The sequence below is a fragment of the Peribacillus sp. NPDC096379 genome (assembly GCF_044762875.1).
Lineage (GTDB): Bacteria > Bacillota > Bacilli > Bacillales > DSM-1321 > Peribacillus.
This window is the reverse complement of the sequence record NZ_JBIWFD010000001.1, coordinates 866158-880646: the sequence shown is the minus strand read 5'-3', so window position 1 is coordinate 880646 and position 14489 is coordinate 866158. Positions and strand designations below refer to the sequence as shown.

Below are 14489 nucleotides of genomic sequence, written 5' to 3'. Positions count from 1 at the left end.
TCTAAAAATCATGTACAATTTATCTTGATTCTTGTAAATCTGATTTCAAGAAAAACTCGGTTACATAAGCTGAAACCCCTAGTGCTGCTGAATAGTTGGTTAATTCTGCAAAGCTAATCTTTAAGTTTGTTTGATTATATCTTAATGAATGACGTTCAACGACATCGGCGATTGGTTGCACGATTAAGTCTTTTGCCAGTGCTAATCGATTTCCAATAATGATTTGTTGTGGATTAAACGTATTAATAATATTCGTCAGTCCAAAGCCTAAGTATCTACCAATTTGAGCAAATAAAGAGTTTATTTCCTCATTTTCTGTTGCTAGTTGAACTAATGATTCCAAGTTTAACTCTGCTTGATTGATTGATTTTACGTCCTTGGCTTGGTTTAATAATGCTTGTTCGGATGCATACAACTCCCAGCATCCTGCACTTCCACAGCTGCATTCTTTTCCATGTATATCAATAATCATATGGCCCATTTCTCCTGAAAACCCTTCTGCCCCGCGATACAGTTCATTATTCAAAATAAACCCTACACCAAGACCGATTCCAGCACTTAAGTAGATAAGATTCTCAAATTCTTTTCCTGCTCCGAACCGCTTTTCGCCATATGCACCAGCGTTTGCTTCATTCTCGATGACAACAGGTAGGTTATATTCCTTTTCAATCTCTTGTTTTAAATGGATATTTTTCCAACCTAAATTAGGTGCGAGCAATATATGGTCGCCCCCATTACTGACAATCCCAGGTACGGCAATGCCAATTCCTACAACACCATAATGACTCGTAGGTGCAGAATCTAGTAAAAATTGAATCAGCTTTTTCATCGCAATCATGGCCATTTCATAGTCCATATTATTGATTGTCTTCATCTTCTCCTGAACGATATTGCCTGAAAGATCAGTTAGCACCCCTAATATATAATTCACACCCAAATCGATGCCGATCGAGTATCCAGCACATTCATTAAAGAGCAGCATAACTGGACGTCTGCCCCCACTAGATACGCCAGGCCCAGTCTCATAACAAATATTTTCTGCTAATAACTCATTAACTAATGAGGAAATCGTGCCTTTCGTTAGTCCTAATTGCTGTGAGATATCAGCGCGGGATAATGGAGCTTGATCCTTAATCGTTTCTAATACTTTTGATTTATTATTTACTTTTACTAATTGTTGATTCCAAGTCATATCATTTCTCCTCAAATTTACGATCTATACGGTTTCTTTACTCTATTTATACCATATTAAAAAGAAAAAGAAAAACTTAGTTCATTCGATAGACAAACTAAGTTTTTGCTGATACAATGCAATTATCAAGTTGAAAGCGATACCATTAACCGTTTTCAATGATACTAATAAATTATATGAAAACAATTTGGGAGGAATAAAAATGAGCTATTTTAATACGGTTAATCATGTGAAATATGAGGGTTCAGACTCTACGAATCCTTTTGCGTATAAATATTACAACCCGGAAGAATCAATCAATGGTAAAAGAATGGAAGATGTTCTTCGCTTTGCTGTCTCCTATTGGCATACGTTTACTGGAGAAGGAACGGATCCATTTGGACAAAGTACAATGGTACGTCCGTATAATCAATTTTCTGGAATGGACTTAGCCAAAGCACGTGTGGAAGCTTCGTTTGAATTTTATGAAAAACTAGACGTTCCCTACTTCTGTTTCCATGATTTTGACGTGGCACCTGAATCAGATTCACTAAGTGAAACATTTAAGAATCTAGATGAAATTGTCGCAATGGTTAAAGAATATATGAAAACGAGTAAAACAAAGTTATTATGGAATACAGCGAATATGTTCTCTCACCCACGCTGGTTACATGGCGCAGCAACATCACCGAATGCTGATGTATTTGCTTATGCAGCGGCTAAAGTGAAAAAAGGTTTAGAAGTTGGTAAAGAACTAGGTTCAGAGAACTACGTATTTTGGGGTGGGCGTGAAGGATACGATACATTGCTCAACACAAACATGAAGCTTGAACTTGATAACCTTGCTCGTTTCTTCCATATGGCTTTAGATTATGCAAAAGAAATTGGCTATAATGCTCAATTTTTAATTGAACCAAAGCCGAAGGAACCAACAAAACATCAATATGATTTTGATGTGGCAACGAGCCTCTCGTTTTTACAATCATATGGCTTACAAGACCATTTCAAATTTAATATTGAAGCGAACCATGCCACACTTGCCGGTCATACATTTGAGCATGAATTACATGTAGCACGTATTAATGGGATGTTAGGTTCAGTCGATGCAAACCAAGGTGATACATTACTTGGTTGGGATACGGACGAATTTCCAACAGATTTATACTCTACAACACTAGCGATGTATGAGATTCTCAAAAATGATGGACTTGGATCAGGTGGATTAAACTTTGACGCGAAAGTAAGAAGAGGTTCATTTGACCCTGAAGACTTGTTCTATTCACATATTGCCGGCATGGACAGCTTTGCTATCGGTGCAAAAGTAGCTCAGCGTTTAATTGATGATCAAGTATTAGACAATTTTATTGCAGATCGTTACAGCAGTTATACAGAAGGCATCGGACTTGATATTGTTGAGGGAAGAACAAACTTCCATACACTAGAACAATATGCCCTGCAACTTGACAAGATTGAAAATAAATCTGGTAGACAAGAATACTTAAAAGCCATTTTAAATAAGTACATTTTAGATGCAATAGCAACTGTAAATATGAAATAACTAAACTAGTTAAGGAGAGTGTCCTAGGACACCCTCCTTCTATCTAAAAAAAGGGTGATTTTTCATGAACTATGTAATTGGGATTGATTTAGGTACGAGTGCTGTCAAAGTTTTATTAATGAATGAAAGCGGTGAAGTTTGTCATGAAACAACAAAGTCTTATCCTTTAATCCAAGAGCAGTCTGGGTATAGTGAACAAGACCCGAATGAATGGGTAGAAAAAACAATCGTAGCATTACAGGAACTTGTCGAGCAATTTGATGGCGAAATCGAACAAATTCAAGGGATTAGTTATTCCGGGCAAATGCACGGTCTTGTTTTATTAGATGAAGAGAATAACATTTTACGTAATGCCATCCTTTGGAATGATACGAGAACGACAGAGCAATGTAAGGAAATCTACAATATGATTGGCGAAAAACGACTGTTAGACATCACGAAAAACCAAGCATTAGAAGGATTTACCTTACCAAAATTACTTTGGGTGAAACAATATGAGCCAGAGCTTTTCGAAAAAACGGCTGTTTTTATGTTGCCAAAAGATTATTTGCGTTTTAAAATGACCGGTCTCATCCATAGTGAATATTCAGATGCGGCTGGCACCCTTTTATTGAATATTGCTCAGAAAAAGTGGAGTGAAGAAGTATGTCAGTTAGTCGGGATTGATTTCAATATCTGCCCGCCTTTAGTAGAATCACACGAGTATGTCGGCACGATTACTGAAGATATTGCCAAACAAACCGGTTTAGCTCGTTCTACGAAAGTATTTGCCGGTGGAGCAGACAATGCCTGTGGTGCAATTGGTTCTGGCATCCTTTCAGAAGGAAAAACATTATGCAGTATTGGAACATCAGGTGTTGTCCTTTCTCATGAGGAGAAAAAAGACCGTGATTTTCAGGGAAAAGTCCATTATTTCAATCATGGTAAAGAAAATGCCTTTTACACAATGGGCGTAACGTTAGCAGCTGGACATAGTTTAAGTTGGTTTAAAAATACGTTTGCCAAAGATGAATCGTTTGAATCACTACTTGCCTGCTTACATGAAGTTCCGATTGGAGCAAACGGCCTGCTATTTACCCCATATCTCGTCGGTGAACGAACACCGCACGCAGATGCCAACATACGCGGAAGTTTTATCGGCATCGATTCTTCCCATAAACAAAGCGATTTCACACGATCGGTCATTGAAGGCATTACCTTTTCTTTGCATGAATCGATCGAAATATTCCGAGAAAATGGCAAGACAATTGACACAATCATCTCCATCGGTGGTGGAGCAAAAAATGACACATGGCTGCAAATTCAAGCTGACATCTTCAACGCAAAAATTATCAAGCTATCCAGTGAACAAGGACCAGCTGTCGGAGCAGCAATACTAGCCGCATACGGTTGTAAATGGTTCGAATCTTTAGAAGCATGTGCCGATGTATTCATATCCGCTGCTAAAACATACACACCTGTACCGGAAAATGTTGAAGACTATCAACAACTTTATCATTTATATAAACAGGTGTATGAACAAACTAAGCAATTAAATGAAGGATTAAAAAAGTTCCGAAAAATGGAATGATTCTAGTAAAGCCGCCCTCCTACGCTTTTTATATAGGAGGAATTGTTTCAATCCGTTTTCCTTGCAAACTTGTAGAATGAATCGAACGCTAAAAAGGGAGAGTAATATGAACGTAACAAAGGCGATATTTGGTGAATTACACGGACAAAAGGTATATTCATTTACGATCAGTATTGATCACGGAATGGAAATTACTTGTATCGATTTCGGCTGTATAATTACGAAGATTCAAGTACCAGATCAAGAAGGAAAGATCGAAAATGTTGTCCTAGGTTTTGATACGTTAGACGAGTATGTAAACGATTCAGCTTTCTTTGGTTCAATGATTGGTCGAGTAGCAGGAAGAATACATCCACCAACATTTGATCTAGACGGTATCACTTACAATCTACCTACTAACGAAGAGAAAAATCATTTGCATGGTGGGCCTACTGGTTTTCACCGTGTGATCTGGGATTCTACTATTGAAGAGAATTCGGATGAGATCAACTTAAAATTTTTCCATCTAAGTCCTGATGGCGATGAAGGTTATCCTGGGAAGCTTGAAATCACGGTCATCTACAGTCTGAATAACAAGAATGAATTAGTTATTACGTATCAAGGTCTATCAGATAAAAAAACATTACTAAACGTAACGAACCATTCTTATTTTAATTTAAGTGGCGATGTAAAGAGGGATATACTCGATCATGAACTAACGATGAAAAGTGATCGTTTTTTAGAGCTCAATGAGGCACTCCTACCAACAGGTATTTATATCGATGTTGAAAACACGGCTTTTGATTTTAGAGAAGGAAAAAAAGTACGCGAAGGTGCACAATCGAAGCATATTCAGAACCAGCTCGTTGGTGGTGGATATGATCATCCATTTCTATTAAACGTGAATAATCAAGAAGAAATTTGTTTAGTAGATCCGATCAGTGGACGAAAACTGATCGTTGAAACAGATCAGCCAAATGTTGTTTTATACAGCTCCAATATGCTAGAAAGTAATTTTCAAATTAGAGGTGTTCCGTCTCAAAAGCACTTAGGGATATGCCTTGAAACACAATGTCCACCAAATGCCATTCATCATCCAAGCTTCCCTACTATCGTGTTAGATAAGAATGAAGTATATCAATCGAGAACTCGTTTCAAATTTTCATTAATTTAACAAAATTGATTTGTATGGCTGAATACACATCTCAAACAAGGGGGGAATAAGACAGGTTTTATTTGATTTTACCAATATAGTAAATAAGTTGACAGCATCTGTTCTAACTATCTGTTTGCAATGAATTGAAAGCGTTATTATTTTTTGATAAAAATAGTGCTAGACGATTTAGTTACTCACTTTCCTATTTGGTTTTTAAAATCTGTCTTTCATAAACGATGAAGCAAAAACGAAACGTACTTTATATTTCTGCCATTACACTTGTCGCTGCGATTGGTGGTTTACTTTTCGGGTATGACACAGCTGTTATATCTGGGGCTGATAAGTCAGTAGAAGCCTATTTGATTAAACCATTAGGCTTAGGCTCTTTAGCACATGGGGCAACGATTTCAAGCGCATTAATCGGCTGTATCATCGGTGGCTTGCTTTCTGGTTATTTCGCGTCAAAATTTGGTCGTAAACATTCATTGATCGCAGCTGCTGCCCTTTTCTTCCTATCAGCATTAGGCTCTGCTTATCCTGAGTTTTTATTTTTCACAAAAGGAGATCCATCCATCGCTTTATTACTAACCTTTAACCTGTATCGAATCATCGGGGGAATTGGTGTCGGCTTAGCTTCAGCGATTGTTCCGATGTATATTGGTGAAATTGCACCTGCTAATATTCGTGGTCGATTAGTATCATTCAATCAATTTATGATCATTTTTGGGATGTTAGTCGTTTACTTTATTAACTGGGGCATTGCTAACGGTCAAACAATTGAATGGATTAACGACATCGGCTGGCGATATATGTTTGCTTCAGAAGCTATTCCAGCGCTATTATTTGGTACTCTTTTACTTTTCGTACCAGAAACACCTCGATATTTAGCATTGAAAAATCAAGATGATAAAGCGCTAGCCATACTTACGAGAATTAATGGTTCAAAAGAAGCGAAATCGATTTTGAGTGAAATTAAACAAACAGTAACGGGAAATATTTCTTCTGAAAAATTATTTGCTTACGGAAAATTAGTGATCGTTGTTGGAATCCTTCTCTCTGTCTTCCAACAGTTTGTTGGGATCAACGTTGCATTATACTATGCCCCGCGTATTTTTGAAAGCATGGGAGCTGCCAAAGATGCTTCGATGTTACAGACCATTGTTATGGGACTGATCAATGTGGTCTTTACGGTTATCGCCATTTTGACAGTGGACAAATGGGGGCGTAAACCTTTATTAATCATTGGTTCCATTGGTATGGCGATTGGCATGTTTGGTGTAGCAGGATTGGCTTTTTCAAATATTATCGGGATGAGTACTTTACTATTTATTATTGTCTACACCGCTTCATTCATGATGTCATGGGGGCCAATCTGTTGGGTACTGATTTCAGAAATCTTCCCTAACAAAATTCGTGGACAAGCCGTGGCCATTGCTGTAGCTGCACAATGGGCTGCTAACTATCTGATTTCATCTACTTATCCAATGATGATGGAATTTAGTGGTGGGTTAACGTACGGTTTCTACGGGCTAATGAGTGTACTTTCAGCAATCTTTGTTTGGAAGTTTGTTCCTGAAACGAAAGGTAAGACGCTCGAGCAAATGGAAAGTATTTGGAAAAAACCTACTGGTAATCAGCATAAAGCAGGATAAAAAGAAAAAAAGGTCAGACCCGCACTATAATATACAGACCAAAGTAAGCATCATTACGACTATGGACTGTATATAAAATGCGTGGTCAGACCTTTCTCACGTATCCAAAAACGTCTTCCCTTTTAATTCATTCAATGTGACTACAAATTCATAGAGAAGTTGATAGGAGTTTTCCATATCTTCTAAGTCTACTACTTCAATAGGTGTGTGTGTATAGCGTGATGGGATGGAAATAACACCTGTTGATACACCTTTATGTGTCATATGGATCGCTCCTGCGTCTGTACCAATGCCCATGAATACTTCAAGCTGATGAGGGATATGGCCATCTTCTGCCACCTTCTTCAAATGTTGCGTGACAAGTGGATGAGCGATGAACGATTTATCGACTATTTTAATACACGGACCAGCACCTAATACGCGTGTACCTGTCATCAACGCGTCATTTGTATCACTCGTCGGTGTGGTATCTAGTACTAAAGCGAAGTCAGGCTCGACAGCCGCTGATACGACGGATGCCCCTCTTAATCCTACTTCCTCTTGAACGGTAAATGCTCCGTAAATATCGCCATGTTTGGTACCTGTTTCACGTAAATTTTGCAGCAAGCGAATCAGTAGCGCACAGCCTGCTCGGTCGTCCAATGCTTTTCCGACAACACGATGGTTGCCAATTTTCTTAAATTCTGTCCCGTAAGACATAGGTTGACCTACGCGAATTCCCATTTCTGAGACCTCTTCTTTTGAACGAGCACCAACATCTATGTAAAGTTCGCGATGATTAGCCACTCGGTTTGGATCATCCCATTTCACATAATGAACAGATAAAGTCCCAATGACACCATGTACAATGCCACGATCTGCTTTTATAAATACAGGCAAGGAAAGTAAGATTCGATCATCAAAGCCACCTAATTTTTCAAAGCGAATCAAGCCGTTTTCTTCAATTTTTTTGACAATAAAGCCAATTTCATCTGTGTGTGCCGCAATGACTAAAGATGGGAAACTTGCATCATTCCCCTTTATTTTCACGAGTAAATTACCAACTGCGTCAACATGATATTCATCTACATAGTCTTTCACTTCACGTAAAATAAACCGTTGAACATCTTGTTCGAAACCGCTTGGCCCGACGAGATTACTTAGATTTTTTAAGAGTTCAAACATTGATAGCCCTCCTTGTATAAAATTAGGGTCAGACCCCACAACATTATCTCGTTTATATAGGTCGTAAATGACTTTTTAAACGTTATATGGAGTGTGGGGTCAGACCCTTTCTGTCTTTACATGACGCAAAGATCATGTATAAAAATTGTAATGTTGTTTAATTCGTCAAGTACACTTCAGCAAAATTATCATTTTCCATTGGGTGAGCGTTAAATCCTTGTACATAGCCCGCAAGACCCATAGGTGGTGTTGTGTGACCAATTGTTACCCATGGTGCATCTTGATGGAAAATTTCCTGTGCTTGTTTGTACAACTTGATGCGTTCGTCTTGATCAAAGGTTACGCGTGCTTGTTGTAATAAATTTGTAAACTCTTCATTATCATAGAATGCACGATTGCTGGCTGGTTTTTCGATATTCGTATTACTTAAGTTCGGGAATAAGAAATTATCTGGATCAGCCATAACGCCCGTCCAACCGTATAAGGCCATTGGGTGCTCACCTTCACCTGTCTTTTGTAAATACGTTGCCCACTCATACGTTTTGATTTCTGCGTCAATTCCGATCGCTTTTAAGTTTGCTTGCATCGCTTCTGCAATTTTTAATGGTTGTGGTAAATACGGTCTTGGATTGCTCATCGTCCATAATTCTGTTTTGAAGCCGTCAGGGAAGCCTGCTTCTGCAAGTAGCTTTTTCGCTGCTTCTACATCGTATTTGTAATCTTCAATCGCATCATTATAGCCCCAAAGTGAAGATGGGAATGGGTTTTTCGCCACTTCTGCATAGCCATTATAGAATGCATCAATTAGCTCTTTTTTGTTAATCGCCATATTAATCGCTTGGCGCACTTTTACATTATCAAATGGTGCCATTTGTGTATTGAACACCATGAATCCTGTGTTAAAACTTGGACGCTTAATCAGGCTTAATTGTGAATTTGCTTTAATTGTATCGGCATCATCTGGATTTAGGCCATCAATGATATCAACTTCGCCACTTTGAAGAGCGGTTAAACGGGATGAATTATCCGGAATCACACGGAAAATCATTTCATCCAAATACGGTTGTCCATCGACATAATAATTTTCATTTTTCTTTAAGACAACTTTATCATTACGACTCCAGCTATCAAACTTGAATGGTCCCGTGCCAACTGGGTTTTCATAAAACTTGTCGCCATACTTTTTAATCGCATCAGGACTGGCAATCCCGAACATTGGAATCGCTAGATAGCTAAGAAATGGCGCCGTTTTTTCAGTTAGTGTAAATTCAACTGTTGATTCATCTACTGCTTTTACAGAGGCAATTTTGTGATTTGGATCACCTTTAAATCCACCATATAGGAATGGATAGTATGGGAAATCTCCTTTATGGTATGGGTTTGCTGGATCCATCCAACGCTCAAAGTTGAATACGACAGCATCTGCGTTAAAATCGGTGCCATCTTGGAACTTTACACCTTTTTTAAGCGTCAGTGTCCATGTTAAGCCATCCTCAGAAACTTTATGAGATTCCGCTAGTTTTGGTTGTAATTCAAGCTTATCATCATAAACAAACAATGTTTCAAAAATATTATGCGTCACACGAATCGACTCACCATCGGTTATATTGATTGGATCTAAGCCAATTGAATCTGCGCCACGGCCATAAATTAATGTACCGCCAGCTTTTGGTTCTGTTGTTTCGCTCTTGTCTCCGGCTTTTTCTTTGTTCCCACCAGAACAAGCAGTAAGTAATAATGTAAGTACGACTAAAATACTTACAAATAATGAAGAATTTCTTTTCATCATCGTTCCCCCTATTTTCTATATGGAAAGCGGTACGACGAATCGTCCCGCTAACTACCTACTTTTAGTTTTTCATTTTTGGATCTAATGCATCTCTGAGTCCATCCCCCATTAAGTTAAACCCAAGCACGGTCAGCATAATCGCGATCCCTGGGAATAAAACGGTCCATGGTGCCTGAATAATGTATTGCCTTGAATCGGCAAGCATTTTCCCCCATTCCGCTTGCGGTGGTTGAGCACCCATCCCTAAGAATCCGAGTGCTGCTGCCTCAATAATGGCTGTTGCGATGGCTAATGTAGCTTGAACAATAATCGGCGCCAAACTATTCGGCAACACATGATGGAACAAAATACGACCATCACTCATCCCTACTGCTCGAGCCGCCATAATATATTCTTCCTGTTTCACACTGAGTACTTTCGAACGAATGAGTCTGCCGAAATTCGGAATATTAATAATCGCTATCGCAATTAAGGCATTTTGTAAAGATGGCCCTAACACGGCTACGACCGCAATCGCTAATAGAATACTAGGAAATGCGAGCATTATATCAAAAATCCTCGAAATCACTGTATCAATCCATCGTCCGTAATATCCGGCGATAATGCCAAGGAAGCACCCGACGATAACAGATCCCGATACGGAGACAAGGCCGACCCATAATGAGATTCGAGCCCCATATAATACACGGGAAAAAATATCCCTGCCAAAGTCATCTGTTCCAAACCAATGCTCAGGCGAAGGTGGGTTATTTCGAATGGATAGTTCTTGTTCATTGATTCCGTATGGGGCTAATAGCGGTGCAAAGACCGCAATGATCATAAAAAATAGCACAATCCCTAAGCCAACCAATGCTACTTTGTTTTTCTTAAAGCTTTTCCATCCTTCCCGCCATGGGGAAACCGCTTCTTCCTGTTGAAGCTGGTTTGTCTCATTTTCACGTTTTGCTAAAACCGGCACAAAAATCCCCCTTCTCTTTAGTTGTATTTAATACGTGGATCGATAGCAACATACAGAAGGTCCACAACTAGATTAATCAGTATGAAGATGGTAGCAATGATTAATATGCCAGACTGAATCACTGGATAATCACGAAACCCAATCGCTTCATAAATATAACGGCCAATTCCAGGCCAGCCGAAAATCGTTTCCGTTAAGATTGCTCCACCAAGTAATAGCCCTACTTGCAAGCCGATTACAGTTAACACTGGGATGACCGCATTTTTCAACGAATGCTTGTACACAACAAAAAACATCCTCATCCCTTTTGCACGTGCCGTTCTAATATAATCGGAACGCATCACCTCTAACATACTAGAACGAGTAATACGGGCAATAATCGCCATGGGAATCGTTGCAAGAGCTAAACTTGGCAAGATTAGATGTCGGATGACTTCACCGAATTGGTCAAATCTACCAGCAATCAATGTATCGATTAAATAGAGATTCGTCACCACTTCAACTGGATCACGAACATTCTCACGTCCTGTTGAAGGAAGCCAACCTAACTCTAAAGAAAAAGCCCATTGCTCCATTAAACCGAGCCAGAAAACCGGAATCGAAATCCCAATTAACGCCAGGATCATCGCGGTATAATCAAACCATGAATTTTGAAACCAGGCACTAATAATCCCTGCATTTACGCCAATAAAAATAGCAATAAACATTGCAACCAATGATAATTCCAATGTCGCTGCAAGGTATGGCCAAATTTCATCCTTAATTGGCGCTGAGCTTCGTAATGATTCCCCTAAATCTCCTGACAGGAGCCCTTTTACATAGTGAAAAAATTGCACATACCATGGATCGTTTAAGCCAAGCTTTTCTGTTAATTGCGCCATCGCTTCTTTTGTTGCTTGCTGCCCTAAGATCACTTGGGCTGGATCACCTGGGATTGCTCGAATGATGAAAAACACAACAAATGTCATACCAAATAGGACGGGTATAAGCATCAATAGACGGCGAATTGTGTACGTTAACACAAGAACCCCTCCCCTTTCATTTCTACATATCAATGTTTAGTCAAAAATCACTTCAAACGACAAGCTACAAAATGGCCTGGCGCAACTTCTACTAAATCATCACGTTCTGATTCAATATTCATCCAAGAATCATCGATGACATACGGACTTGGCAATGTACCAAATTGGATCGCAGCTTGTGCATCTGCTTGATAATATTCCGGATCCGGAATCGGAACTGCTGCTAACAATTGTTGGGTATATGGATGAAGCGGATTTTGATAAATTTTCTCAGCGTCAGCTAGCTCCACCATCCGTCCTTTATACATGACCCCGACTCGATCACTAATATGGCGGACAACGCCAAGATCGTGAGCGATAAAGATATACGTTAATTGAAATTCCTTTTGCAAGTCTTTCAATAGATTGAGTACTTGAGATTGGATCGATACATCCAGTGCTGAGACCGGTTCATCTGCAATGATCAATTTCGGATTGGTCATTAACGCCCGGGCAATGCCAATACGTTGACGCTGACCACCACTAAATTGATGGGGATAACGTCTCGCGTGATAACTAGTTAGCCCTACTACTTCTAACATTTCACTAACCTTTTTCTTTCGTTCCGTCGCATCCCCAATTCCGTGGACGAGTAGCGGTTCCTCTAATATCTTTTCCACTGTATGTCTCGGATTAAGAGATGCATAAGGGTCTTGAAAGATCATCTGAATATTACGCCTTACTTTTCTCATCTCTTTTTTGGGTAGCGCCCGAAGATCTTGATTATCAAAGAGGATCGACCCGTCTGTCGGTTCAATTAACCGAAGCAGCATTCTGCCTGTTGTCGATTTTCCACAGCCACTTTCTCCAACAATCCCTAATGTCTCGCCTTCATTGACATGGAAAGAAACACCATCAACAGCCTTCATATCGCCGATTTTCTTCCCTAAAATCCCGCCCGTAATCGGGAAGTATTTTTTTACATTTTTCACCTGTAATATCGGTTTGGTCATCCGGAAACACCTCCTTGATGTTCATGAAGGAAGCATCTTACTTTTTGTCCCTCTCCTGTTTGATACAGTTCAGGGGTTTCCGTAAAACATCGATCAAAGGCATGCTCACAGCGCGCAGCAAAACGGCAGCCTTCTTTAATACTTCCTGGTTTCGGAACATTGCCTGGAATCGAATAAAGCCGATCGACTTTTTTTCGCATATCAGGGACAGATTTAATTAACCCAACAGTATAAGGATGCTTTGGATTTTTGTAAATCGTCGCAATATCCCCTTCTTCGACGACCTTTCCGGCATACATAACAACAATTCGCTGACAAACTTCGGCTACAACGCCAAGGTCATGGGTAATCATCATAATCGCCGTTTGATAGTCTTGATTTAACTTTTTCATGAGCTTGAGAATCTGTGCTTGAATGGTGACATCTAGAGCAGTTGTCGGCTCATCAGCGATTAACAATTGCGGATTACAGACCATAGCCATCGCAATCATGACTCGTTGACGCATGCCGCCAGATAACTGGTGAGGGTATTCATTTAGCAACTCTTCCGCGCGAGGTAATCCAACCATTTGCAAAATTTCAATCGCTCGTTCCTTCACTTGCTGCTTATTCCATTTGTTGTGTAAGCGAATCGTTTCCATAATCTGATTCCCAATCGTAAACAGGGGGTTTAAAGACGTCATCGGTTCCTGGAAGATCATCGTAATATCATTGCCTCGAATTTGCCGCATCCGTTTTTCCGATGCCTTCGTCAAATCCTCGCCTTTATACAAAATTTCTCCGCCGACAATCTTTCCAGGAGGACTCGGGACTAAGCCCATAATCGATAACGAAGTCACCGATTTCCCGCAGCCCGATTCCCCCACAACCCCAAGGATTTCTCCTTTATTAATATAAAAGTCGATATCATCTACCGCCGCTACTTCTCCACCATCTGTAAAAAAAGAAGTACGCAGATTTTTCACTTCTAAAACAGATTCACCGCTCATATGAAAGCTCCTTCCAATAACATCTCCCGACATTCCATTCGAATTTTAATGCCAAATAGTGCATTTAAATACATTCAATTCTTATAATTGTATACATAAAAAAATTCCCAATTTGGCCAAAAGTCAATAAACTAAAACGAGAAGAACTTCTAACTACTATTTTTATACTTTACTGATATAATAATATTTTTAGAATCTTTGTTGTTTTCATGTAGTATACCGCAAAACTCTACATTATTCTACAGTATTTTCACACACATTAAGAGGCGATTAGGCATCTGAAACCTTTTGGAGAAATGGATTTAGTGCCTGAAAACGCTATGATTTCAGGCATAAAAGACAGAGAGCCCCATTGAATGGACTCTCTGTCTTTGCTTATTTTTTCTGTAAAACTGGAGAAGAAATTTTATAAGAATTCAACTATAAGATAACAAGTCTGATTTTCTCTCGTTACATGCTGTGTGCGAAGCTTGATTTCAGCCAGAACAT

The 14489-nt window shown here is 39.4% G+C and carries 11 protein-coding genes; 4 read left to right on the top strand and 7 right to left on the bottom strand.

The window, feature by feature from the left end; translation table 11 throughout:
- Positions 1 to 19 precede the first annotated feature (19 nt).
- Positions 20 to 1192 (bottom strand): ROK family protein, encoded by a 1173-nt coding sequence (locus tag ACIQZI_RS04160; RefSeq protein ID WP_403069733.1) that lies wholly within the window; start codon positions 1190 to 1192, stop codon positions 20 to 22.
- Positions 1193 to 1394: 202 nt separating this feature from the next.
- Between ACIQZI_RS04160 and xylA the strand changes: the two genes are divergently transcribed.
- From xylA to xylE, 4 genes are all read left to right on the top strand, one after another.
- Entirely contained in the window at positions 1395 to 2729 is a 1335-nt protein-coding gene (xylA, locus tag ACIQZI_RS04155) for a xylose isomerase (protein WP_403069730.1), read from the top strand.
- Between the two features lie 64 nt (positions 2730 to 2793).
- Positions 2794 to 4299: a xylulokinase gene (xylB, locus tag ACIQZI_RS04150; RefSeq protein WP_403069727.1), complete on the top strand. Its 1506-nt coding sequence runs from the start codon at positions 2794 to 2796 to the stop codon at positions 4297 to 4299.
- 106 nt (positions 4300 to 4405) lie between these two features.
- Positions 4406 to 5452 (top strand): aldose epimerase family protein, encoded by a 1047-nt coding sequence (locus ACIQZI_RS04145; RefSeq protein WP_403069724.1) that lies wholly within the window; start codon positions 4406 to 4408, stop codon positions 5450 to 5452.
- 218 nt (positions 5453 to 5670) lie between these two features.
- A complete protein-coding gene (xylE, locus tag ACIQZI_RS04140; protein WP_403069721.1) occupies positions 5671 to 7086 on the top strand; it encodes a D-xylose transporter XylE in 1416 nt (471 codons plus the stop codon).
- Between the two features lie 96 nt (positions 7087 to 7182).
- Here xylE and ACIQZI_RS04135 read toward each other — a convergent pair whose 3' ends face one another.
- The 6 genes from ACIQZI_RS04135 to ACIQZI_RS04110 all read right to left on the bottom strand — a co-directional run bounded on the left by ACIQZI_RS04135 (position 7183) and on the right by ACIQZI_RS04110 (position 14000).
- Positions 7183 to 8250: a M42 family metallopeptidase gene (locus ACIQZI_RS04135; protein WP_403069718.1), complete on the bottom strand. Its 1068-nt coding sequence runs from the start codon at positions 8248 to 8250 to the stop codon at positions 7183 to 7185.
- Between the two features lie 157 nt (positions 8251 to 8407).
- Positions 8408 to 10036, bottom strand: a complete 1629-nt coding sequence (locus tag ACIQZI_RS04130; protein ID WP_403072025.1) for an ABC transporter substrate-binding protein — start codon at positions 10034 to 10036, stop codon at positions 8408 to 8410.
- Between the two features lie 64 nt (positions 10037 to 10100).
- A complete protein-coding gene (locus tag ACIQZI_RS04125; protein WP_062177565.1) occupies positions 10101 to 10997 on the bottom strand; it encodes an ABC transporter permease in 897 nt (298 codons plus the stop codon).
- 17 nt (positions 10998 to 11014) lie between these two features.
- Positions 11015 to 12019 carry an ABC transporter permease gene (locus ACIQZI_RS04120; protein ID WP_062177562.1) on the bottom strand — a complete coding sequence of 335 codons (1005 nt, stop codon included), beginning with the start codon at positions 12017 to 12019 and terminating at the stop codon, positions 11015 to 11017.
- A 47-nt stretch (positions 12020 to 12066) separates the two neighbouring features.
- Positions 12067 to 13011 (bottom strand): ABC transporter ATP-binding protein, encoded by a 945-nt coding sequence (locus tag ACIQZI_RS04115; protein ID WP_403069713.1) that lies wholly within the window; start codon positions 13009 to 13011, stop codon positions 12067 to 12069.
- The gene (locus ACIQZI_RS04110) at positions 13008 to 14000 is read right to left on the bottom strand and encodes an ABC transporter ATP-binding protein (RefSeq protein WP_062177556.1); all 993 of its coding nucleotides are present in this window, start codon (positions 13998 to 14000) and stop codon (positions 13008 to 13010) included. The genes ACIQZI_RS04115 and ACIQZI_RS04110 overlap by 4 nt, the downstream gene beginning before the upstream one ends.
- Positions 14001 to 14489 lie beyond the last annotated feature (489 nt).